The sequence below is a fragment of the Corynebacterium sp. HMSC035E02 genome (assembly GCF_001836065.1).
GTDB classification, from domain to species: Bacteria; Actinomycetota; Actinomycetes; order Mycobacteriales; family Mycobacteriaceae; genus Corynebacterium; species Corynebacterium hiratae.
This window is the reverse complement of sequence record NZ_KV827369.1, coordinates 185704-207089: the sequence shown is the minus strand read 5'-3', so window position 1 is coordinate 207089 and position 21386 is coordinate 185704. Positions and strand designations below refer to the sequence as shown.

The following is a 21386-nucleotide window of genomic DNA, read 5'->3' as shown; positions in this document are numbered from 1 at the left end:
AAGGCGGGCCAACCCACCCGAAGAACCTGGCGTGTTTATGCCAAAGCCATCACAACATGAAAACCGATGGCACCCTTAAATACCTGCTGGACCCCTACAGCGGGGATGTCATCTGGCTTTTTGAGGATGGCACCTGGACTATTACCGAAGCCGACGGGCCGCTAGCACCAAAGCAGAAACGGTGGGCACAAACAGTCGCCCAACACATCACCGCCACCAGGAAACGCATCCGCGAGGAAGCCCAATACCTCAAACAAGAACTCGACGACTACGCACAACAACAAGCCCAAGCCCAAGCCCAAGCCGAAGCCGAGGACGCGGACAACACCGACACAGATGCCAGCACCGACGACATCCCCTTCTAAACCTTGACCCCACCCCGTCGAATAAAACGACGACACCAATCCAGCAGAAAGGAAAGAACCCAAGAAACCAGGAACACAACCACCGTCGTCACAGACGACGACTGCACTGCCGAAGCCCAGTCAGGCTCGCCCCAACTGTTGCCATTGGGACCGGCTGGACTTAGTCATGCCGGTTAGGATGGAGTGAATGCAGATCTACATTGCCTCAGTACCCGTCGATGATGTTGCCCTCGCTCACGACTTCTATGTCAATACGCTCGGCTTTCGAGTCAAGGACGATGTAACCCACGGAGACTTTCGGTGGCTCACGGTCACCAATGCGGAAGGCCAAGGGGATATGGAGCTCCTGCTCGAGCCCAAGGCCCATTCCGCGGCCAAGGACTACGCAGCAGCACTCAAGGCTGATGGTGTCCCTGTCACCCAGTTCCTATCCGCAGACGTGGAGCGAGAATATAGCGAGCTCACTGAAAAGTGGGAGTGCATTTCACTATGGTGCCGACCGACGTCGGCCCCTCCATCATCGCCGTCTTCGATGACACCGTAGGCAACCTCATCCAACTGGTACAGCTCAAGAAATAGAGAATAAAGAATGTCACACTTACCTTCTTCCGTCGCTATCATCGCAGCCGTTAGCGCCCTATGCGTAATGCCTCTAACTGCATGCGCGGAGCGTGGGTCAGACACGACTCCGACACCGCAGTTCAGTGAAATTCCGTCTAGCTCCGCTGCTATCGATGGGCCGGAGCCGCCGTCCAGTGACACGCAGAATGCTCCCTCACAACAGGATGCCAATGTTGCTGCCTTTGCGGGTATGGGGACGGCTGCGATTGATGACCAACACCACATGCCAGATCGGTTGGGCGGCCTCATTCCGACGGGCGTGCGCGTAGGCGCTCACGACGGTTTCACGCGGGTGGTGGTTGACCTCGAGGGAGAAGGTGAGCCCGGCTGGTTCACCGCCTATACCGACGATCCTCGTCAGCAGGCATCAGGTCATCCAGTCGAAGTAAAGGGAAACACTTTTCTCAATCTGGGGATCGAAGGAACTCCGTGGCCTTCCACAGCCGATCTCGAAGAAAGGTATATGAAGCCAGGAACTACTCCCGGTACTGGTGTGGTGAGCGAAGTCGTATACACGACCTCATTCGAGGCACAAACCCAATTGATCATTGGACTACAGAAGAAGACACCGTACTCAGTGATTTTCCTGGAGGACCCCAAACGCCTAGTTCTCGACTTCCAGGTTTGACGTGTGGTGAAACGATAAGGGCCCTGTCCCCAGCTAATTCCTGGGTTACAGGGCCCTTGTTCTAGGAGGTCCTAACAGTCCTAGCTAGTCTGGAGATTAATCCTCCTCGACAGGGACCAGGGAGATCTTGCCGCGGTTATCAATGTCGGCGATTTCCACCTGAATCTTATCTCCAACGTTGACGACGTCTTCGACCTTTTCAATGCGCTCGTCGCCACCCAGCTTCGAGATGTGTACGAGGCCGTCACGACCCGGAGTCAGGGAAACGAAGGCACCAAAAGCCACGGTCTTCACCACGGTGCCAAGGAAACGCTCACCCACCTTCGGCAGCTGCGGGTTAGCGATGCTATTCACGCGGTCGATTGCGGCCTCAGCAGCCTCACCAGTAGCCGCAGAGATATAAACCGTGCCGTCTTCTTCGATGGAAACATCGGCACCGGTTTCCTCCGTGATGGCGTTGATGGTCTTGCCCTTCGGGCCAATGAGCTCACCAATCTTGTTCACCGGGATAGTCACCGAGGTAATGCGCGGAGCCAGGCCAGACATCTCGTCTGGACCCTCGATGACCTCAGACATCGTGTCGAGGATGGCGGCACGGGCGTCGCGGGCCTGTTCGAGGGCGTCGGCAAGCACGTGCGAAGGAATGCCATCCAGCTTGGTATCCAGCTGCAGGGCGGTGATGAACTCGGAGGTACCCGCGACCTTGAAGTCCATATCGCCAAAAGCATCCTCAGCACCGAGGATATCGGTGAGCGCCACGAACTTTTCCTTGCCGTTAACTTCACCAGAAACCAAGCCCATGGCGATACCGGCCACCGGAGCCTTCAGCGGAACGCCCGCGTTGTAGAGGGACAGGGTGGACGCACAGACGGAGCCCATGGAGGTAGAGCCGTTGGAACCAAGGGCCTCAGACACCTGGCGGATGGCGTACGGGAAGTCCTCGCGGGAGGGGATCACCGGCAGCAGGGCGCGCTCGGCCAGCGCACCATGGCCGATCTCGCGGCGCTTCGGGGAGCCCACTCGGCCGGTCTCACCGGTGGAGTACGGCGGGAAGTTGTAGTGGTGCATGTAGCGCTTGGACTCCACTGGAGTCAGGGAATCAATTTGCTGCTCCATCTTCAGCATGTCCAGGGTGGTCACACCCAGGATCTGGGTCTCGCCACGCTCAAACAGGGAGGAACCGTGAGCACGCGGGATGAGGTCAACCTCCACGCCGAGGTCACGGATATCGGTCACACCACGGCCATCGATGCGGAAACCCTCGGTGAGGATCTTGGTGCGCACGATGTCCTTCATCACGGCGTTGAAAGCATTGCGGATCTGCTTGGATGCATCGGCTTCGTCGAGGTCGTCAAAGTCTTCGACGAGCTTAGCCTCGACCTGCTCCATGAACTCGTTAGTGGCGTCATCGCGGTCCTGCTTGCCCGGGATGGTGAGGAGCTTCTCCAGCTTCTTGGCGGCTGCCTTTTCAACGGCCGCGTAAACATCATCACCGTAAGGCGGGAAGAGCGGGAACTCCTGCGTCTCCTTGGCTGCACGCTCCGCCAGACCTGCCTGCGCTTCACACAGGGACTTGATGAAAGGCTTCGCAGCCTCCAAGCCCTCAGCCACGGTGGACTCCTGCGGAGCCGGTGCGCCTTCCTTGATGCGTTCGGCTACGTTCACACCAGCGCCAGCCTCGACCATCATGATGGCTACGTCGTCCTTGCGGCCCTTCTTCACGACGCGGCCGGCAACGACCATCTCGAAGAGAGCACGCTCGTGCTGCTCGTTGTTCGGGAAGGCCACCCACTGGCCCTTCGGGTGCCTATCATCAGCAATCAGCGCCATGCGCACGCCGCCCACCGGGCCGGATACAGGCAGGCCAGAGAGCTGTGTGGAGGCAGAAGCGCCGTTGATAGCGACGACATCGTAGTACTCCTCCGGATCCATGGAGAGGACCGTGACAACGACCTGAACCTCGTTGCGCAAGCCCTTCACGAAGGTTGGGCGCAGCGGGCGGTCGATGAGGCGGCAGGCCAGGATAGCTTCGGTGGAAGGGCGCCCCTCGCGGCGGAAGAAGGAGCCCGGAATCTTACCTGCGGCATACATGCGCTCCTCGACGTCCACGGTCAGCGGGAAGAAGTCGAAGCCTTCGCGCGGCTGGTTAGAAGCGGTGGTCGTGGACAGCAGCATGGTGTCCTCGTCCAGGTAAGTGGTCACGGAGCCACCGGCCTGGCGAGCCAGCTGGCCCGTCTCAAAACGGATGGTGCGAGTGCCGAAATCGCCGTTGTCCAGGGTGGCGATGGCCTCGGTGATGCCGTAATCGTCGTCGATAAGAAACTCGACGGAATTGTTCGGTTGCTTTTTAGCGTTCTTAGCGCTCATGGATATAACTCTCCTTGGAGCTGTCATGGCGATCTTCGGTGCCGCCTCTTCTTCGATGTTTTCTGACAACGCCCAAGAATTTTAGCAGATGAGACAAGAAAACCCCCGCACACAAGGTGCGGGGGCCAAAAGTTAAGCGCTTAGCGGCGCAGACCCAGGCGAGAAATCAGGTCGCGGTAACGGTCAACGTCGTTAGCGGCCAGGTACTTCAGCAGGCCACGGCGGCGACCAACCATCAGCAACAGACCACGGCGGGAGTGGTGATCGTGCTTGTGATCCTTGAGGTGCTCGGTCAGGTTGTTGATGCGGGAGGTCAGCAGCGCAACCTGTGCCTCCGGGGAACCGGTATCGGTCTCGTGCAGGCCGTACTCCTTGAGGATTTCAGCCTTCTTCTCGGTGCTCAAAGCCATGGAAAATCTCCTATTGTATTTCAGTCCACATGAAATGTTGCGCCGTGAGGCGCTGCCAGTGACTACTGTGGACCGCAGTCAGCAAGCCGAAGTAGAAGTATAGAGGCTGCCCAGCTTCGACATCAAATCATCAACAAAGCGCGCGTCATCCACCGCAACGGCCACACGGGTGGTGGGGTTATCCAAGCGTTCCGGGTCACCGATCGTGCGGCCACTATCCTCACACCGCAGATTGAGGTCGAGGCAGGTGACCAGCGAGGGATCGGCAGCCACAGCTACCGCTAAAGGGTCGTGGAGCCCGCAACCGCCAAGGTGCGGAGAGGTCGTCTTATAGGCGCGAATGTAATAGTCCACGATGTCCGCGTAGATCTGGCCCGTCCGCGTTCCTCGCCACTGTTGCGTGTGCTCCCTGGTGAGCAACGTGCGCAGCGTGACATCGAGCCCCACCATCGTGAGGTCCTGAGCATGGCGGAATACATAGTCCGTGGCTTGGGGATCTTGGAAAACGTTGGCCTCGGCATAAGGAGTGACGTTCCCGGGCACGGTCAGAGCCCCACCCATCATCACGATGCGGGCGTTGCGGGCAAAGCCCGGGTCTTTGCGCATGGCGGCTGCAATGCTTGTCGACGGCCCCGTCGGCACGATAACCAGTTCCTCGCCATACTCACGGACCGAACGGATAAGAAAGCCCACTGCATCCTCGTATGCCTTGCGGCGCGGCGGAGGCAGAAGTACTTCCCCAAGGCCATTGCGGCCATGGATGAAAGCAGAAATGGGAGCAACATTGAAGCCCGGCCGCGTCGGACCGATGAAGACGGGGACATCCTCGGCGTCGAGAAGCTCGAGCAACGCCAGCGAGTTACGCACGCCCAACGCCACCGGAACGTTTCCATAGGTACCCGTAACCCCGATCAGCTCGAGATCGGGGTGCGCTAAGGCATAGGCGAGCGCAAGGGCGTCATCAATTCCGGTATCAAGGTCGAGGATGATCTTCATTTAAACCTCGCGGGCAAGAATTTCACGAACTCGGGCAACGTCACGTTCCATAGCTGTCAGGAGTTCCTCCACGGAGTTGAATTTTTCCATGTCACGCACGTGGTCGACGAAATGCACGGTGGCTTCGTGGCCGTAGAGGTCAGCGTCGCGGTCCAGCACGAAGGACTCCACCGAACGCTCCTCGTCACCAAAGGTAGGGTTGGTGCCTACCGAAATGGCTGCGGGATAAGGAACGCCGGGCTCCATATCACCTTCCAGAGGGGCGCCGGTGGGTTCAACCACGAACCAGCCCGCGTAGACGCCATCGGCCGGGATGGCGACGGATTCCGGGAAATACTGGTTGGCGGTCGGGAAACCAAGCTCCTTTCCGCCGCGTCCTGCACCGCGCACAACGGGCCCGGTCACCGTAAAGTGGCGTCCCAGCGCCCAATTGGCGCGCGCAATATCGCCCTTAGCAAGAGCGGCGCGGATATTGGTGGAGCAGATGCGCTCGCCCTCGTCGTCAAGCAAAGGCACGATGTCAACGTCGAACCCGAACTCGGCACCGAATTTCGCTAGCGCCTCCGCGGTGCCGGATGCACCTGCGCCGAAGGTGAAGTTCTCCCCCACCACGACGTGTTCTGTGTGCAAACGCCCCACCAGGAGTTCCGTCACGTACTCGCGCGGCTCGACGCCCTGGAGTTCCTCGGTGAAGTCGATGACGAGCACGGCCTCGATGCCCATCTCTTCCGCCAACTGCATGCGGCGCTCAAAAGTAATCACGGAGAGCGGCGCGCGCTCCGGCAAGAACACGGAGACTGGGTGCGGATCAAAGGTCACCATCATTGGGCGTTGGCCATGCGTGCGCGCATGCTCGACGGCCTTTGTGACCAACTGTTGGTGTCCGCGGTGCAGGCCATCGAAGACACCAATCGTCACTGATGTCGGACCAAGGTCAGCGGGGATGCTATTGATTCCGTACCAAATATCCACGGCCACCATGCTATCCCACCGCAGCCGGTGCCCTAGACTGCAGGGCATGACTGATCCGCTCGAACGTTCCGGCCTCGTGGTCGTCGACAAACCCGCCGGCATGACCTCGCACGACGTCGTGGGAAAACTCCGCCGCTTCTTCCGCACCCGCAAGGTGGGCCACGCGGGCACGCTTGATCCGATGGCCACGGGAGTGCTCGTTGTAGGCCTCGAACGTGGCACCAAGTTCCTCGCGCACATGGTGGCCTCCACCAAGGCCTACGACGCCACGATTCGCCTCGGCATGGCTACCCACACCGACGATGCGGAAGGTGAAGCTACGTGGGGCAAACCGGCAACCAGTGTGGAAGATTCTGCCATTGCGCACGAGGTTGCTGCGCTGACCGGCGATATTCTGCAGCGGCCGGCAGCGGTCTCCGCTATCAAGATCGATGGTAAACGCGCGCACGAAAGGGTGCGGGCAGGCGAAGAGGTTGAGATCCCCGCGCGCCCAGTAACGGTCAGCCGCTTCGATATCCTCGATACGCGGCGCTGCGGCGAATTCGTAGATTTAGACGTGTCGGTCGCGTGTTCTTCGGGAACCTACATCCGCTCGCTGGCTCGGGATCTGGGTGAAGCCCTCGGCGTCGGCGGGCACCTTACCGCGCTGCGCCGCACGGAGGTGGGCCCTTTCACGCTTGACGACGCCCTCCCCCTCTCTGCTCTCGAGGACTCCCCGACGCTGTCCCTGAGTCTCGATGAGGCTCTCACTCGCAGCTATCCGGTTTTAGAAGTCACCGATGATGAGGCCCAGGCTCTGGCTATGGGCAAATGGCTGGAGCCGCGTGGGCTGAAAGGCACGTACGCGGCCGTCGATCCGCAGGGACGGTCAATTGCCTTGATCAAGGAGAAGGGCAAGCGCTTAGCCACGGTTTTCGTCGCGCGGCCCTCGACGCTTTAGTGACCCGGTTTACCTGTCAAAATTGAGCGCTGGAACGGCAGCAGAAACGATGACATAGCCATCCCGGATGATCCAGTGCCCCGTAATAAACGGCACTGGAGTCGGCCGTGCCAAGAGGTAAGAGACGAGCGTTCCGTCTAGGCGCAGGTCAATTTCCGCTTGGTCAAAATCAAGCCACCGCCGGGTCATGGGAAACCAGGTCTTGTAGGTGGCCTCCTTGGCACAGAACAACAGGCGGTCCGGACAGGAAATACCCGCCGCTTGTAACTGAGCCAGCTGCGGCATCTCCCCCGGCCGAGCGATCATCGTCAGCACATGCTCCGGCAAAGGCTCCGCGGGTTCGGCATCCAGCCCCATCGAGCGCACGTGGGTGGTTGGCGCTGCTACCGCTGCACGCAGGCCTTCGGTGTGCGTCATCGATCCGGTATAGCCCTCCGGCCACAGCGGCATGCCTCGCTCGCCGCGCAGAATCGGCTCATTGTCGGTGTAGTTGAGCTCCTTCAAGGCTTGGTGGGCACACCAGCGTGCATCCCCAAATTCGGACTTGCGCACGTCCACGGCTTGGGAGACCACGGAGCGCTCCTCCGGGGATAGGTGGTTGTAATTGAGCAGATCGGTCATCGACTCGTCTGTACGCACATAGCAATATCGCGCTGACTCCGGGAAGAGGGAAGGCTCAAGCATGCTCTGCCCTCCCTGTCTTCGCATCGATACTCAGCACCGGATATGGCCACGGCTGGAGATGTCCGTGCGCTTGCCACTCACGCGGATAGCCCAAAGACACCTCAATGTGGTCTACTCCATCAATGTTGGCTCGGTTAGGCATATGGAGGTGACCGTAGATGACCGCCTTGGCGTTGTAGCGCCGCGGCCAGGAACGCGTGTGGCGGGTTCCACACCACAACGCCACCTCGGGCCAGCGCAGGTACAAGGTTGGCTCCTGCACCAGTGGCCAGTGATTGATCAGGACGGTCTCGCCCTCAACCCGTGATAGGCGCTTGATGGAATACGCCAAGCGGTCCCAGCACCACGCGCGGACATCGACGAACGGGGCGATAGCAAATTCATCGGTCATGATGATCTGCTTCTGCTTCGCGCTCGCGAGCGCCTGCTCTACCGTTGTTCCCGGCGGACGAAAACTGTAGTCATACAGCGTAAAAAGCGGGACGACAGTAACCCCTCCAAAAACCGGGAAAGGATCTTCTGGGGTAACCACGCCAATCTCCCGGCAGCCCTCCACGAGCCGATCGTATTTTTCACGTCCCTGATACGCGTCCTGGCCGCGGGAAAAGAGTTCGTGATTGCCGGGCACCCAAATCACGGTGGCGTAGCGGTTTTTCAGCCGCGCCAAGGTGTTGATGACAAGGTCAATGCGCTCGGCCACATCGCCCGCCACAATCAACCAGTCATTCGGATTCGGCGGAACGAGTTCCTCGATACGGTCCCCGTTGACTCGCACCGCCGCGTGGAGATCGGAGACAGCCCACAACGTGGTCATAGCGCCTCCTTCACACAAACATTCTCTCTACTTTTACCACAGGGCTAAACCTGCGCCCACCGCATTGAGTAGAAGCGCCACACCACGCCCACCATGCGGATGAGGATGAACGCGGCGATTCCGCCCCACACCCCGGTCAGGCCGGTGCCGAAAACCAGGGCCAACCAGACACCGGGGAGGAAGCCCAAGAGCACCGATGCGAGGGTGAGCGTGCGGAGGAAGGCTGCGTCCCCAGCGCCTAGGAGAACGCCGTCTAGGGCGAAAACGACGCCGCCAATAATGACGAGGAAAGTCATAACCCACCACGGGCCGGAAATGACCTCGAGGACCTCCGGGCTCGTAGTAAAAATCTGCGGAATGACACCGGCGCCGAGGCCTAGTACCGCTGCGAGCGCGAGGGAGAAAGACGTCGAGTAGAGCGTCACCTTGGTTCCCACCGTGCGGGCATAGCGCGCTGACCCTGCCCCCAATGCCGCGCCGGTCAATGCTTGGGCAGCGATAGCGAGGGAATCCAGAACGAGAGACAGGAAGTTCCACATCTGCATCATGATTTGATGCGCAGCCAACTGGGCAGTTCCGATACGCGAGGCCACCGCTGCCGCCGACAAAAATGCCACTTGGAAACTCAACGAACGCACGATGAGGTCACGCCCCAACACGAGCTGCCGACGCACAACGCTCCAGCGGACCTCCCACGAACCGGCATGCTCGCGGCGCAGCTCCGCCACGAAGAACGCCGCGATGATCCCCATGCCCAGCACCGTGGCCAGAGCTGAGCCCGGCAGACCCCAGAAGTGCACGAAAATAGGCACCGCGATGGCGCCAGGAACCATACCTGCAAGGGTGAAGTAGAGAGGCTTGCGGGTGTTTTGAACACCGCGCATCCAGCCGTTGCCAGCCATGTTGATGAGGGTAAAAGGAATAGCGACGGCCGCGATTCGCAGCCACTGTGCTGTCCCCCGCGCCGTATCTGGATTGCCAGTCAACCACAGCGCAAAGACGCCGGCAAAGAGCCACATGATGATAGCGAGCACCAACCCCACGCCCACGGCAACCCACGTTGCTTGCACACCCTCCGCCACGGCCTCTTCCCGCTTACCCGCACCGAATAAACGAGAGGCTCGCGCGGTCGTGCCATAAGACAAGAAGGTCAGCTGGGTCGTGACCACGGAATGTAGCGTGGCCGCAGCTCCCAGCGAGGCCAAATCCTCCGCTCCAAGCCGACCCACCACCGCGGTATCCAGGAGCAAATAAAGCGGCATCGCCGCGAGAACGCCCAGAGCGGGCACAGCGAGGCGGAAAACCTCCGCGGCAGAAACCTTGACTGGTTGCTCGGAAGCCATTTAGGACAACGCACCTACCAGCTGCGCGATAACCTCCTCGGGCGTTCCGTGCGCGGTATAGCCAGCAGCCGGAACATGCCCACCGCCGCCGAAGGTGAGGGCCACTTCGGCGCAGTTGACCGCAGAGGAACGCAAAGATACTGCCCACACATTGGGCGCCTGTTCCTTGAAGACCACTCCAATGTCAGTGCCCTTCAATGCGCGGACATAGTCGACAAAAGACTCAATAGCGGAATCGGCATGAGACGCGACTTCCTCATGCGGCACGAAGAGAACCGCCAGGCGGTGCTCCCCTGCTTCCTCAATTCTGAGGCCTGAGAGCACACGTCCGATCATCTGCAGGTCATCGGCCGTGCTGGAGTCCATGAGTTCCAGCGCAATCTGCTTGGTGTCGAGCCCATAGAGCATCAGGCGCGCAGCGATATCATGCATCGCTGGGCGGCCCCACCGGAAGTTACCGGTATCGGTAACAAGGCCCGCGTACAGGCAGTGCGCGATGACGCGATCGATCTGGATGGAAAGCCTATCCAGGATATCGAGCAGAACCACCGTGGTGGACTCACACACTGGATCCACCACGTTGATGGCACCAAAGCCGTCGTTAGAAGCATGGTGATCGATACATAGGACGCGGCCGACGGCGGCCATTTTCTCGAGCCCCTGCGCTACCGAACCTGTCCGTTCTATCGAGCCACAGTCCACAGTGACATAAAGGTCGTAGCCCTGCGGAAGCTCATCCACCAACTCAATCTCGTCCACGGTAGGAATGGAGAATAGGTTGGCGGAAATATCGCGGCGCTGCCCGATCACGGTGCGGGTCTGCTTCCCGCGCTGGCGCAGCGCCAAGGTGAGGGCCGCCGCAGAGCCGACAGCATCGGCGTCTGGGCGCAAGTGCGTGATAATGCAAATACTGCTGGCCTGCACCAGAGCATCAACTGCGGCTTCGTAGTTGGTTCGTGACACTTAGTCCTCTTCCTTATCCGAGGTCTTGTACGGATTCGCATCACCAGCCGGCTGCGCGCCTTCCTTCAACTTGGCCAACTCCGCATCGCGGGCACGGGCGCGGGCGAGCAAATCCTCCATGTGAGCGGACGCCTCGGGGACAGTGTCAAGCTCAAAGGACAGCGTCGGCGTAAAGCGAACCGACAGTTCGTCGCCCACGATCTTGCGCAACTGCCCCTTAGCTCGCGTGAGAGCCTCGGCAGCCTGATCGTAATCCGGCTCGGATTCGATATCCGCGCCGCGCACCGTGTAGTACACGGTGGCATCGTGCAGGTCACCCGTAACGCGGGCATCCGTGATAGTCACAAGCTCAAGGCGACGATCCTTAATCTGGCGTTCAATAGCGCTGGCAACGATTGTCTGAATGCGCTTTGCCATGCGCGCGGCGCGTGCGTGATCAACCATGGTGAAGCTCCTTTGCGTACGGGTACTGGCAACTAGTCTAGGATACCGATTCTGCACCTTTCGGCCGAAATGATTAAAGCCCAGCCAGGAAACTTTCCTAGCTGGGCTTTGTTATCTGAGCGCTCTTAGTGAGCGGAGAGCTCAGATGTAATTAGTCGCGCGGGACCTCGACTTCCTCGTAGGCCTGGATGATATCGCCTACCTGGATGTCCGGGTAGGACAGGACCATACCGCACTCGTAGCCGGCGTTGATCTCGTTTGCGTCATCCTTCTCATGGCGCAGGGACTCGATCTTGGCATCGGAGACGATGACGTTTCCGTCGCGCACGAGGCGAACCTTGCCGTTGCGCTTGACCTTACCCTCGGTGACCATACAACCGGCAATGGTGCCGACGGCGGAGGACTTGAACAGCGCGCGGATCTCCGCCGCACCGGTATCCCGCTCCTCGTAGATGGGCTTGAGCATGCCCTTGAGAGCTGCCTCAACCTCTTCAATGGCGCGGTAAATCACGGTGTAGTAGCGGATGTCAACGCCCTCGGCATTCGCTTCCTCCGTCGCCTTGCCTTCAGCGCGAACGTTGAAGGCGATGATGACGGCGTCGGAAGCCGCAGCCAGGCTGACGTTGGTCTGCGTCACAGCACCGACACCACGGTCGATGATGTTGAGCTGAACCTCGTCGTCGACCTCGATGTCCAGCAGGGCATCTTCCAGAGCTTCGACGGAACCGGCATTGTCGCCCTTGAGGATGAGGTTGAGCGTCGAAGTTTCCTTGAGCACTGCATCCAGATCCTCGAGGGAGACGCGCTTGCGGGCCTTGGCCTGCAGAGCAGAACGCTTACGCGCGTCACGCTGCGCGGCAATCTGGCGAGCGACGCGGTCATCTTCGACAACCAAGAGGTTGTCGCCGGCACCAGGCACGCCGTTGAGACCCTGCACCTGGACCGGGCGGGACGGGCCGGCCTCTTCAACGTCGTTGCCAAACTCATCGAGCATACGACGTACACGTCCATGCGCATCGCCAACCACGATGGAATCACCAATGCGCAGCGTACCGCGCTGAATGATGACGGTAGCCACCGGACCGCGGCCACGGTCGAGGTGAGCCTCGATGGCAGAACCCTGCGCATCCATATCCGGGTTAGCGGTGAGCTCGAGTGCAGCGTCCGCCGTCAGGATGACAGCCTCCAGCAACTCGTCGATGTTGATGTTGTTCTTCGCGGAGATGTCCACGAACATCGTGTCGCCGCCGTATTCCTCCGGCACCAGACCGTACTCAGTGAGCTGACCACGGATCTTATCCGGGGAAGCTTCCGGCTTATCAATCTTGTTGACCGCGACAACGACTGGGATGTCCGCTGCCTTCGCGTGGTTAATCGCCTCAATCGTCTGCGGCATCACGCCGTCATCAGCGGCGACCACCAGGATGGCCAAGTCGGTGGACTTAGCACCACGGGCACGCATGGCGGTAAACGCCTCGTGGCCCGGTGTATCCAGGAAGGTGATGGTACGCGGGCCATCCTCGAGATTCACCGTGGTCTGGTAGGCACCGATGCCCTGGGTAATGCCACCGGCCTCACCCGCACCTTCGTTGGTCTTACGAATGGTGTCCAGAAGGCGGGTCTTACCGTGGTCAACGTGACCCATCACGGTAACGACTGGCGGGCGCTTCTCAAGGGCTTCTTCGCCGCCCTCGTCCTCACCGAACTGCAGGTCGAAGGACTCGAGCAGCTCGCGGTCCTCGTCCTCCGGCGAGACAACCTGGACCTCGTAGTTAATCTCCGAGCCCAAAAGCTGCAGGGTGTCCTCGGATACGGAGGCCGTAGCCGTCACCATCTCGCCGAGATTGAACAGTGCCTGAACCAATGCTGCGGGATCCGCACCGATCTTCTCGGCAAAGTCAGCCAGGGAAGCACCGCGGCGCAGGCGAACTACCTTGCCGCCGCCGTCAGGCAGGCGTACGCCGCCTACCTCATGCTTCTGCTGCTCTTCAAACTCGTGGCGCTTCTGACGCTTCGACTTCTTACCGCGACGCGGTGCACCACCGGGACGGCCGAATGCACCAGCGGTACCACCGCGGCGACCGCCGCGTCCGCCACGGAAACCACCGTGGCCTGGGCCACCCTGGCCCGGTCCGCCGCCACGACCACCTCGGCCGCGACCGCCACCGCCGCTGCCTGCGGCCTTCGACGGCATGCTGGCCGGGTTCGGATGCGAAGGCATCATGGCCGGCGATGGGCGGCGTCCGCCGCTGCGATTGCCATCACCCTGCGGGCGTGCTCCGCCCTTGCCACCGCGGTTATCACCAGGCTTGCCGGCGGAGCGCTGCCCCTTGCTGCCGCCCGGACGTGGTCCGGGGCTGGGGCGATCGCTCGATCCGCCCGTGGAGAACGGGTTATTGGCGACGCGACGGGTACCACCAGGCTTCGGCATGGAGCGCGGTGTAACTGCGCGCTCGCCAGGCTTGTCCGCATTCTTGCGCTGTGCACCCGGCTTCGGGGCACCGCCCGGCTTAGGCGCAGTTCCCGGCTTCGGGGCGCCGCCCGGCTTGGGAGCGGCACCCGGCTTCGGCGCTGCCCCCGGCTTCGGACCAGGCTTAGCGGCGGTAGCCGGCTGCTTCTCTGCTGGTTTCTTCTCTGCCGCCTTTTTGGCAGCAGAAGCCGGGGAGGCTGCCGGCGCGGTTTTCTCCGCCGGCTTGTCGTTGCCACCCTTAGCTTCATAATGTGCGCGCATCTTCTTGACCACCGGCGGTTCGATGGTCGAGGATGCGGTCTTGACGAACTCGCCTTGTTCCTTCAGCGTGGCGAGTAGTTCCTTGCTGGTTACGCCGAGCTGCTTTGCCAACTCGTGTACACGTAGCTTTCCGGGCACTTGTCTCCTCTTTAATCTTTCTAGGAGCCAAGGCCGCGGAATACGGCTTGACCCCTAGTTAATGGCTATGGACTTTCATCGCTGATGCTGCTTCATGGTTGTGCGCTCATCAGTGTTCGGTCTTCCTTTTTAACTCTGGGTCGCACGGGCTGTTGCCCGCCGACTGCACCTGCTGCCGAGCAGCGAGGTACTCACGTACGTGACCTGTGTCCACGTCTGTGGACAATCGGAGCGCGCGCCTGAAGGCACGGGTTCGCTCCGCCAGCTCTACTGCCTCCAGATCTGGCCTAATCCACGCTCCCCTGCCGGGGAGGCGGCGGCGCGGATCCGGAACAACACGGCTTCCTGTGGGATCGTCCCTATCGGCGACAACCCTGAGCAATTCCGTGTCGGGATGCTTTTGACGCGTGGCGATACAGGTGCGGAGTCGCTGTCCCTGAGACATCCCACTCCTTACGTCGAATCACCACTACTACTACGCCACAGCATTCCTGCATGTGGGCCGTTGTCTAGTCTACGCGAAAATAGGCCAAACCTTTAATCCCACCGCAGGCAGGTTGGAAAGCTAGTCACGAGCGGCATCGGAGTGAATATCAATCTTCCATCCGGTCAGGCGAGCTGCGAGGCGAGCGTTCTGCCCTTCCTTGCCGATAGCGAGCGAGAGCTGGTAATCCGGCACGGTTACCTTGGCTACCTGTGCTTCCTCGTCGAGGATTTCTACGCGCACGACCTTCGACGGTGCGAGAGCATTACCCACGTAGACGGCTGGGTCTTCGTTGTAATCGATGATGTCAATCTTTTCACCGCCGAGCTCACGCATCACGTTGCTGACGCGGGAACCCTTCGGGCCGATGCATGCACCCTTGGCGTTGAGGCCCTTGGCGTGGCCGCGAACGGAGATCTTGGAGCGGTGCCCTGCCTCACGGGCAATGGCGATGATCTCTACTGCGCCGTCGGCCACCTCTGGGACCTCCAGCTCGAACAGGCCGCGAACCAGCTCTGGGTGGGTACGCGACAGCGTGATCTGCACCTTGGCCCCGTTGCGGCTTACACCCACGACATAAGCCTTAACGCGGTCGCCGTGCTCAAGCTTCTCTCCCGGCAGCTGCTCGGCCGGCAACAGGAAAGCATCCTGCGAATCGTGCTCGGTACCCAGCTGCACCACGACGACGCCGCGCTTGTTCGCGTGGATATCGCGCTGGACGACGCCCGACACAACCGTTCCGGTCAGTTCAGAATAGGAATCATAGGTCCGCTCCGCTTCGTTCTCGCGCAGCTTGCGCAAGATGGCATCACGGACAGCCTGGGCGCCGACGCGCCCAAAGTTATCCGGGGTGTCGTCGTACTCGCTGACGACCTCTCCGGTCTCCGGATCGCTTTCCGTCACGATGACGGCAACGGCGCCGGTATCGGCGTCGATATCCACGCGGGACTTTGTCCCCTCTGCCTTCGTCTCAGCGGACTCGGCACGGTGATCCAGATAAGAATACAAAAGGGCACCCGCGATTGCCTCGAGCAGGTCCTTCACCGGGACGCCTCGCTCGCGCTGAATCGTGCGGAGTGCCTCTAGATCAATATTCACTTGTTAGTCCTCTCGGGTTGCCGAGTTCTGCTCGGCGAAGTCGAACGTCTGCATTGCCGCCTCCAGCTCCTGTGCTGAAGGTTGAGCAAATTCAATTTCTACCACTGCACGGCTCACGTTTTCCAATCGCTCGACCTGATAGCGCACCTCCTTTCTCACGGTCGTGATGAGCGCCACTGATTCTTGGTCCGCGGAGAGAGCACCGATTCTGGCGACACGGGTGGTGCCGGGCTCGTCGCTCAGCGCATAGCCGACAAGCCTTCCTTGGTTGCGGCGCCAATGGCGTGGGGCGCTGAGCGGAAAACCCACGCCGGGGGTCGACACCTCCAGGGTGTAGCCCGCGCCGAAGTTGAGGGCGCCCGCTTCCTCCTGGGCATCAAAAAACTCGGAAATCTCCTGCGAGAGCTCCTCGATGAGATCGGAGCTCGGACGCTCATCACCATCGATACGGATGATGACCTGGGATTTTTTACCAGCTCGTGTGGTCTTGACGTCTTCGATGTCGAGGTCGCGTGCGGCGGCAATAGGCTGCAGGATTTCGGTCAGTTGCGCGGGTGTTGGGAATGCCATGCGCTCTAGACTAGGTCACACGGGTAGGGTCTATCGCGTGAACCGCCGAGTAGTTGTGCCCGCCCTCCTTGTCTGCGCCGCCCCCTGGTTGGGCGGCTGCCAAGCCACCGACGCGATCGTGGACTATTTTGGCCCCCACGCGGATCCCTCCCTCGCGTCGCTTGCTCAAGCCGCCAGCGCGGATGCTCTCACATTGGAAGAGCTTGATGCGTATGCCGCGGCCCTGCGCGCGGAACAGGCTGAGCAGCTTTATGACGAAATCGACCGCCTGTGCGGCCGCGATGAGGAAGGAAATGCTCCTCGCTCTTGCGCAGTCGACCGTGAGGTTGTCCCACGCGATTCCGCTGACGTGGCCGCCGTGCTTCACGACGCCTCCTCTTCCTCAGAAGAGAACATCAGCAGCGTTCCTGAGGAATCCCGCGCTCTTGTAGTAGCACAAGCTATTGCGCTCGCAGCGTGGAACGATGATGAGCTTGCTGAAGTCCCCGAACTCACCGAGCAGGAACGCGATGCCGCAACTACTCTCTTGGAATGGGAGTACCAGCAGGTCTATTCCCTCGATTTCGCGCGCTCCTATGTGTCCCCCGACCAGGAGGCGCACGTTGATGAGCTTTTGCACGCTCATGAGGACAGAATCCTGCGACTTCAAGGGCAATTAGAAAAGCTCGGCGCTGTGCCGCAGGCCGCGCCGGCCTATGATTCACCGGCAGGAAACCTACCGACGGACGCCGACTCAGCGCGCGCATTCATCGACGAGGCCGCACGCAACGACACGCTGAAGTGGACCGATGCAGCCAACTCAGCTGAACCGTCAACCCCGTGGCAGCGCTGGCTCATCGCGGTCGCGGCGCAGTCACACCGCTTCCACGCCGCCTAGCTTCTGCTAGCTGCTAACCGCGGATGAGCTCGGTGAGCGTCTCCACGATCTGGTCGGCGGGGACCTCACGGGTCTCGCCGCCGCGGATGCGCAGCTCAATGATGCCGTCAGCAAAGGCGCGGCCCAAGATGGCAATGAACGGCATACCCAAAAGCTCGGCATCCTTGAACTTCACGCCCGGGGAAACCTTCGGGCGGTCGTCGAAAAGCACCTCCACGCCCGCACGGTCCAGATCCTCCACCAGCTTCTGGCCTGCCTCGAGGGCAGCGGCATCCTTGTTCGCTACGGCCACGTGCACCTGGTACGGGGCCACAGCCACCGGCCAGTTGAGGCCCTTCTCATCGTGGCGCTGCTCCGCCAGCACCGCGAGCATGCGCGTAACACCAATGCCATAGGAACCCATGGTCGGCACGGCGCGCTTGCCGTTCTCATCCAGAATCTGGACGTCGAAAGCCTCGGTGTACTTGCGGCCCAACTGGAAGATGTGCCCTAACTCGATACCGCGCTCCAGCGTCAGAGTGCCCTGGCCGTTCGGTGCCGGGTCCCCTTCCTTGACCTCGGCGGCCTCGATAAACTCATCCACGGTGAAGTCACGGCCAGCCACCAAACCGACGACGTGACGCTGCGGGGCATCGGCACCGGTAATCCAGGAGGTGCCGGAAACCACGCGCGGGTCGGCATAAACCTTCACGTCGTGAGCGTTGAGGGCACGCGGGCCAACGTAGCCCTTGACCAGGAAGTCGCTCTTCTTGAAATCCTCATCGCTGGCGAGCTCGAACTCGGCCGGTTCAAGCGAAGCCTCCAGGCGCTTTTCATCCAACGCGCGGTCGCCCGGAATAAGAACAGCCGCGAGTTCCCATTCCTTCTCTTCCTCCGTAGCTGCAGGGGCGGCTACCTTGATCATCATACACTTGAGGGTGTCCGCTGCGGTGACCTCGCGGTCGGCGACAGTAATGCCGGCGCTCTTAGCCCACTCCACCAGCGTTTCGATGGTCTCGGATTTCGGAGTCTCATGCTCCTGTGCCTCCGGCAGGCCGTCGAAGGGGATTTCCTCTGGAGCCTGAGTGACCACGGCCTCCACGTTGGCGGCGTAATCGCCCTCGGTGGCCCGCACGAAGGTATCTTCGCCTACCTCAGACACGGCGAGGAACTCCTCGGAGGCCGAGCCTCCCATCGCACCAGAGGTGGCCTTACAAATCGCGTAATCAATCTCCAGGCGATTGAAGATGTTCTGGTAAGCCTTGCGGTGGCGGGCATAGGACTCATCGAGCCCCTCATCCGTCATGTCGAAGGAATAGGAGTCCTTCATGGTGAACTCGCGGCCGCGCAGCACGCCCGCGCGCGGACGTTCCTCATCGCGGTACTTCGTCTGGATCTGATACAGCGTGACCGGGAAATCCTTGTACGAGGAGTACATATCCTTCACTGCGGTGGTGAACATCTCCTCATGGGTCGGGCCTAGGAGCATGTCAGCGCCCTTACGATCCTTGAGACGGAAGAGGTTATCGCCGTACTCCGTCCAGCGGTTCGACTGCTCGTAGGGTTCGCGCGGCAGCAACGCCGGGAACAGCATCTCTTGGCCGCCGATAGCGTTCATCTCCTGACGGATTACGTCTTCGATCTTGCGCATGGCGCGCAGCCCCAGTGGCAGCCAGGTGTATACACCCGGCGCGACGCGGCGCACATAACCTGCGCGGACGAGAAGCTTGTGGCTGGGGACTTCGGCATCAGCCGGATCCTCACGAAGAGTGCGGAGGAAAAGCTCAGAAAGACGTGTAATCATGGTTGCTCAGTTTACATCGCTAGCATGTAGCCATGCTGATCATCCTCCCTCCTTCTGAGACCAAAGCACACGGCGGCAACGGCGCGGCCCTGAATTGGGACGAGCTTTCTTTTCCCGCGTTGAATCCGATCCGCCAAGAAATCGCTGCAGAATTGTCCTCCCTCGACGTCGATGAAGCGCTGGAAGTGCTCAAACTCTCTGAGAAGCTGCGTGGGGAAGCCGAGTCTAACCGCGAGTTGGCATCCTCCCCGACCATGCCCGCGCTGGAGCGTTTCACCGGAGTGCTGTATGACGCCCTCGACGCCCCTACCCTTCCCCCGGAAGCGCGGCGCTACCTCGCCGTGGGCGATGCGTTATTTGGTCTAGTGCGCGCCGATGATCTCATCCCGCACTACCGACTCTCCGGTAGTACGAAACTGGGCGGGCGGACGCTGAAGTCGCGATGGGGTACGGCCATCACGGATGAGCTGCGCGCGCTTGTCGCCGCAGGCGAGTTCCTCATCGACATGCGCTCGGGCACCTACCAGCAACTGGGCAAGCTCAAGGACGCCGCCACCGTGCGCGTGGAGACGGTGCAAGAGGATGGCTCCCGCAAGGTGGTCTCTCACTTCAACAAGCACTACAAAGGGGAGCTCGCACGCGTGCTGGCCCTGAGTGGTGAGCGTGTCTCCTCCCTCAAGGATGCGGCCAGTATTGCGCAGGAGGCAGGCATGAGCACCGAATTGCGCGGCACCGAGCTCGTGCTCGTGGTCTGATTTATCTATCTATCAATTTATCAACGCTCGCCGATTTATCTATTTATCAATTTATCTGCCTCCGGAGAAGCGGGGCCATTCAAACCAATGGGTTATAGCGCAAGCTGTTGCGCTTGAGCTCGCACTCAGTGGCAATCGCGATACCGGAGGCAATCTTGCCGCGCTCGCGCAGGCGGAACATGGCATCCACGATGCGATCGCGCAATCCCCAGGGATCGATGGTGTTGATGTACACCTTCGTGCCGCCCTCAAAACCGGCCAGGGTCGATACCCTGAGCTTGATCATCACACGCCACGGCTGCGGCAGATCCACGCTGGGCGGGCGGTGGTGCCACTCTTCATTGCAGGCCACATCCGGACCCACAGCGGCATGCGCTGCGTGGATAAGGTCCGACATCCCGCGAACCTCACCGGGGGTCTGCTCCCAGGGCTCACAGCGCGGCGACTTGGAGAAGATCTCCAGTGTGGGATAGCGGTGGCCAAAGCCGGCGAAGAGAACCGCATAGTCGTTTTCGGCGATAACGAGGTTGCGCTTTGCCGCGTAGCCAACCGCCCAATCGTTGTACATATTCGGGTGCGCCCGCAGAATCGCGTTTTCTTGGTGGGCAGCCATACCTAAGGCGTCAATAGCGACGAGCTGCTTGTGCAGGTGATCGAAGGACGCGCCCGCCGGTGCTAGCCAGTTCTGGAACACGGCGACATAAGAGGCATAGCGGTTGCGCTGGTAGAGCTCGCGCGTCGATTCCGCAGTGAATGTTGTCAGCAGGAAGTGCTCATCGGGGCTCAGCGTGCCGGAGGACGCGAGCTGACTATCATCGACCGCACCCTCCACAAAGTGGCGCGAAGAAATGATGACGTCGTGGCCACCTCCGAAGAAGCCATCGGCGAGGGCGAGCAGGGATTCGTCGTCCAGCGCGGCATCCTTCCCCGCCGCCTTGAGCTTGGTGCGCACCACATTGAGCACATGCAGGCGCCCAGCTTCGTCGGACTCGTAGCGCTCCTTGTGGCGGGCCACGTCGGGGTCCATGGTGAAGCCATAGTTCTCGTGCCAATAGTCATAGGACACGATCTCAAAAAGGTTGGGCACGCGGCGAAAGGCTGGTACGGACTCATCCAGCTCGTGAGGAAGGAGGCCGCGCTGAATCTCCCCCGAAGCCAGAATACGGGACTTTTCCGGTGGGGTATCCAGCATGCGGCCTGAGCAAAAGGCGCAGGTGTGCGTGAAAGCATCGGCCGCCAGCGGTTGTGGGTCCTGTGCTGGATGCGCGAGCGGGCGGTTGCCGCGGCCAGGCACCGTCCACACCTCCGTTCCGGAGAAGGGGTTGACCTGCTTGACGGTCCCATCAGCCATGGTTTGGATGGGCTCGACGCGGCTAAAGAGTGCTTCGCTCATGCAGCCCAGC

Annotated in this window: 21 protein-coding genes; 6 read left to right on the top strand and 15 right to left on the bottom strand. The window is 60.8% G+C overall.

Annotation, left to right across the window (positions count from 1 at the left end):
• From HMPREF2635_RS10545 to HMPREF2635_RS10535, 3 genes are all read left to right on the top strand, one after another.
• On the top strand, window positions 1–365 hold a 365-nt coding region (locus HMPREF2635_RS10545), incomplete at its 5' end, for an HNH endonuclease signature motif containing protein (protein ID WP_141761707.1).
• A 187-nt stretch (window positions 366–552) separates the two neighbouring features.
• The gene (locus tag HMPREF2635_RS10540) at window positions 553–909 is read left to right on the top strand and encodes a VOC family protein (protein WP_369816035.1); all 357 of its coding nucleotides are present in this window, start codon (window positions 553–555) and stop codon (window positions 907–909) included.
• 102 nt (window positions 910–1011) lie between these two features.
• Window positions 1012–1614, top strand: a complete 603-nt coding sequence (locus HMPREF2635_RS10535) for an AMIN-like domain-containing (lipo)protein (RefSeq protein ID WP_232751665.1) — start codon at window positions 1012–1014, stop codon at window positions 1612–1614.
• Between the two features lie 96 nt (window positions 1615–1710).
• On the opposite strand, the gene HMPREF2635_RS10530 is transcribed toward HMPREF2635_RS10535, so the two are convergent.
• From HMPREF2635_RS10530 to HMPREF2635_RS10515, 4 genes are all read right to left on the bottom strand, one after another.
• The gene (locus HMPREF2635_RS10530) at window positions 1711–3981 is read right to left on the bottom strand and encodes a polyribonucleotide nucleotidyltransferase (protein ID WP_070681979.1); all 2271 of its coding nucleotides are present in this window, start codon (window positions 3979–3981) and stop codon (window positions 1711–1713) included.
• Window positions 3982–4121: 140 nt separating this feature from the next.
• The gene (gene rpsO, locus HMPREF2635_RS10525; RefSeq protein WP_010190317.1) at window positions 4122–4391 is read right to left on the bottom strand and encodes a 30S ribosomal protein S15; all 270 of its coding nucleotides are present in this window, start codon (window positions 4389–4391) and stop codon (window positions 4122–4124) included.
• Between the two features lie 78 nt (window positions 4392–4469).
• On the bottom strand, window positions 4470–5387 hold the full coding sequence (locus HMPREF2635_RS10520) for a nucleoside hydrolase (protein ID WP_070681981.1): 918 nt from the start codon (window positions 5385–5387) through the stop codon (window positions 4470–4472).
• Entirely contained in the window at window positions 5388–6368 is a 981-nt protein-coding gene (locus HMPREF2635_RS10515) for a bifunctional riboflavin kinase/FAD synthetase (RefSeq protein ID WP_070821724.1), read from the bottom strand. It abuts the gene before it with no gap.
• Window positions 6369–6405: 37 nt separating this feature from the next.
• Between HMPREF2635_RS10515 and truB the strand changes: the two genes are divergently transcribed.
• Entirely contained in the window at window positions 6406–7299 is an 894-nt protein-coding gene (truB, locus tag HMPREF2635_RS10510; protein WP_046648086.1) for a tRNA pseudouridine(55) synthase TruB, read from the top strand.
• Window positions 7300–7308: 9 nt separating this feature from the next.
• Here truB and HMPREF2635_RS10505 read toward each other — a convergent pair whose 3' ends face one another.
• The 9 genes from HMPREF2635_RS10505 to rimP form a co-directional block, all read right to left on the bottom strand.
• Window positions 7309–7983, bottom strand: a complete 675-nt coding sequence (locus HMPREF2635_RS10505) for a 4'-phosphopantetheinyl transferase family protein (RefSeq protein ID WP_046648085.1) — start codon at window positions 7981–7983, stop codon at window positions 7309–7311.
• The gene (locus HMPREF2635_RS10500) at window positions 7976–8797 is read right to left on the bottom strand and encodes a metallophosphoesterase family protein (protein WP_046648084.1); all 822 of its coding nucleotides are present in this window, start codon (window positions 8795–8797) and stop codon (window positions 7976–7978) included. Before HMPREF2635_RS10500 ends, HMPREF2635_RS10505 begins: the two co-directional genes overlap by 8 nt.
• A gap of 44 nt (window positions 8798–8841) precedes the next feature.
• On the bottom strand, window positions 8842–10140 hold the full coding sequence (locus HMPREF2635_RS10495) for an MATE family efflux transporter (protein ID WP_046648083.1): 1299 nt from the start codon (window positions 10138–10140) through the stop codon (window positions 8842–8844).
• Window positions 10141–11103, bottom strand: coding sequence for a DHH family phosphoesterase (locus tag HMPREF2635_RS10490; RefSeq protein ID WP_046648081.1), 963 nt, complete (start codon window positions 11101–11103; stop codon window positions 10141–10143).
• Window positions 11104–11547 (bottom strand): 30S ribosome-binding factor RbfA, encoded by a 444-nt coding sequence (gene rbfA / locus HMPREF2635_RS10485; RefSeq protein WP_046648080.1) that lies wholly within the window; start codon window positions 11545–11547, stop codon window positions 11104–11106.
• A 151-nt stretch (window positions 11548–11698) separates the two neighbouring features.
• Window positions 11699–14416, bottom strand: coding sequence for a translation initiation factor IF-2 (infB, locus tag HMPREF2635_RS10480; protein WP_070512680.1), 2718 nt, complete (start codon window positions 14414–14416; stop codon window positions 11699–11701).
• A gap of 109 nt (window positions 14417–14525) precedes the next feature.
• Window positions 14526–14861: a YlxR family protein gene (locus HMPREF2635_RS10475; protein WP_070821723.1), complete on the bottom strand. Its 336-nt coding sequence runs from the start codon at window positions 14859–14861 to the stop codon at window positions 14526–14528.
• A gap of 120 nt (window positions 14862–14981) precedes the next feature.
• A complete protein-coding gene (gene nusA / locus HMPREF2635_RS10470) occupies window positions 14982–15998 on the bottom strand; it encodes a transcription termination factor NusA (protein ID WP_049155425.1) in 1017 nt (338 codons plus the stop codon).
• A gap of 3 nt (window positions 15999–16001) precedes the next feature.
• Complete coding sequence (rimP, locus tag HMPREF2635_RS10465) at window positions 16002–16568, bottom strand: ribosome maturation factor RimP (RefSeq protein ID WP_070821722.1); 567 nt, start codon at window positions 16566–16568, stop codon at window positions 16002–16004.
• Window positions 16569–16605: 37 nt separating this feature from the next.
• On the opposite strand from rimP, the gene HMPREF2635_RS10460 reads away from it, so the two are divergent.
• On the top strand, window positions 16606–17445 hold the full coding sequence (locus tag HMPREF2635_RS10460) for a hypothetical protein (protein WP_070821721.1): 840 nt from the start codon (window positions 16606–16608) through the stop codon (window positions 17443–17445).
• A 13-nt stretch (window positions 17446–17458) separates the two neighbouring features.
• On the opposite strand, the gene HMPREF2635_RS10455 is transcribed toward HMPREF2635_RS10460, so the two are convergent.
• Window positions 17459–19228, bottom strand: coding sequence for a proline--tRNA ligase (locus tag HMPREF2635_RS10455; RefSeq protein WP_070821720.1), 1770 nt, complete (start codon window positions 19226–19228; stop codon window positions 17459–17461).
• A 32-nt stretch (window positions 19229–19260) separates the two neighbouring features.
• Here HMPREF2635_RS10455 and yaaA point away from each other — a divergent pair, with 32 nt between their 5' ends.
• Window positions 19261–19983, top strand: coding sequence for a peroxide stress protein YaaA (yaaA, locus tag HMPREF2635_RS10450; RefSeq protein WP_049155417.1), 723 nt, complete (start codon window positions 19261–19263; stop codon window positions 19981–19983).
• Between the two features lie 79 nt (window positions 19984–20062).
• Here the strand turns inward: yaaA and HMPREF2635_RS10445 are convergent, their stop codons facing one another.
• Window positions 20063–21376: a DUF4921 family protein gene (locus HMPREF2635_RS10445; protein WP_180963892.1), complete on the bottom strand. Its 1314-nt coding sequence runs from the start codon at window positions 21374–21376 to the stop codon at window positions 20063–20065.
• Window positions 21377–21386: the final 10 nt, after the last annotated feature.

Coding starts and splice junctions, on each gene's coding strand:
- HMPREF2635_RS10445 (WP_180963892.1), bottom strand. CDS start 21,376: ATGAGCGAAGCACTCTTTAGCCGCGTCGAGCCCATCCAAACCATGGCT.
- HMPREF2635_RS10515 (WP_070821724.1), bottom strand. CDS start 6,368: ATGGTGGCCGTGGATATTTGGTACGGAATCAATAGCATCCCCGCTGAC.
- HMPREF2635_RS10495 (WP_046648083.1), bottom strand. CDS start 10,140: ATGGCTTCCGAGCAACCAGTCAAGGTTTCTGCCGCGGAGGTTTTCCGC.
- HMPREF2635_RS10505 (WP_046648085.1), bottom strand. CDS start 7,983: ATGCTTGAGCCTTCCCTCTTCCCGGAGTCAGCGCGATATTGCTATGTG.
- rbfA (WP_046648080.1), bottom strand. CDS start 11,547: ATGGTTGATCACGCACGCGCCGCGCGCATGGCAAAGCGCATTCAGACA.
- HMPREF2635_RS10520 (WP_070681981.1), bottom strand. CDS start 5,387: ATGAAGATCATCCTCGACCTTGATACCGGAATTGATGACGCCCTTGCG.
- rpsO (WP_010190317.1), bottom strand. CDS start 4,391: ATGGCTTTGAGCACCGAGAAGAAGGCTGAAATCCTCAAGGAGTACGGC.
- rimP (WP_070821722.1), bottom strand. CDS start 16,568: ATGGCATTCCCAACACCCGCGCAACTGACCGAAATCCTGCAGCCTATT.
- yaaA (WP_049155417.1), top strand. CDS start 19,261: ATGCTGATCATCCTCCCTCCTTCTGAGACCAAAGCACACGGCGGCAAC.
- truB (WP_046648086.1), top strand. CDS start 6,406: ATGACTGATCCGCTCGAACGTTCCGGCCTCGTGGTCGTCGACAAACCC.
- HMPREF2635_RS10535 (WP_232751665.1), top strand. CDS start 1,012: ATGCCTCTAACTGCATGCGCGGAGCGTGGGTCAGACACGACTCCGACA.
- HMPREF2635_RS10500 (WP_046648084.1), bottom strand. CDS start 8,797: ATGACCACGTTGTGGGCTGTCTCCGATCTCCACGCGGCGGTGCGAGTC.
- HMPREF2635_RS10475 (WP_070821723.1), bottom strand. CDS start 14,861: ATGTCTCAGGGACAGCGACTCCGCACCTGTATCGCCACGCGTCAAAAG.
- HMPREF2635_RS10530 (WP_070681979.1), bottom strand. CDS start 3,981: ATGAGCGCTAAGAACGCTAAAAAGCAACCGAACAATTCCGTCGAGTTT.
- HMPREF2635_RS10455 (WP_070821720.1), bottom strand. CDS start 19,228: ATGATTACACGTCTTTCTGAGCTTTTCCTCCGCACTCTTCGTGAGGAT.
- HMPREF2635_RS10540 (WP_369816035.1), top strand. CDS start 553: ATGCAGATCTACATTGCCTCAGTACCCGTCGATGATGTTGCCCTCGCT.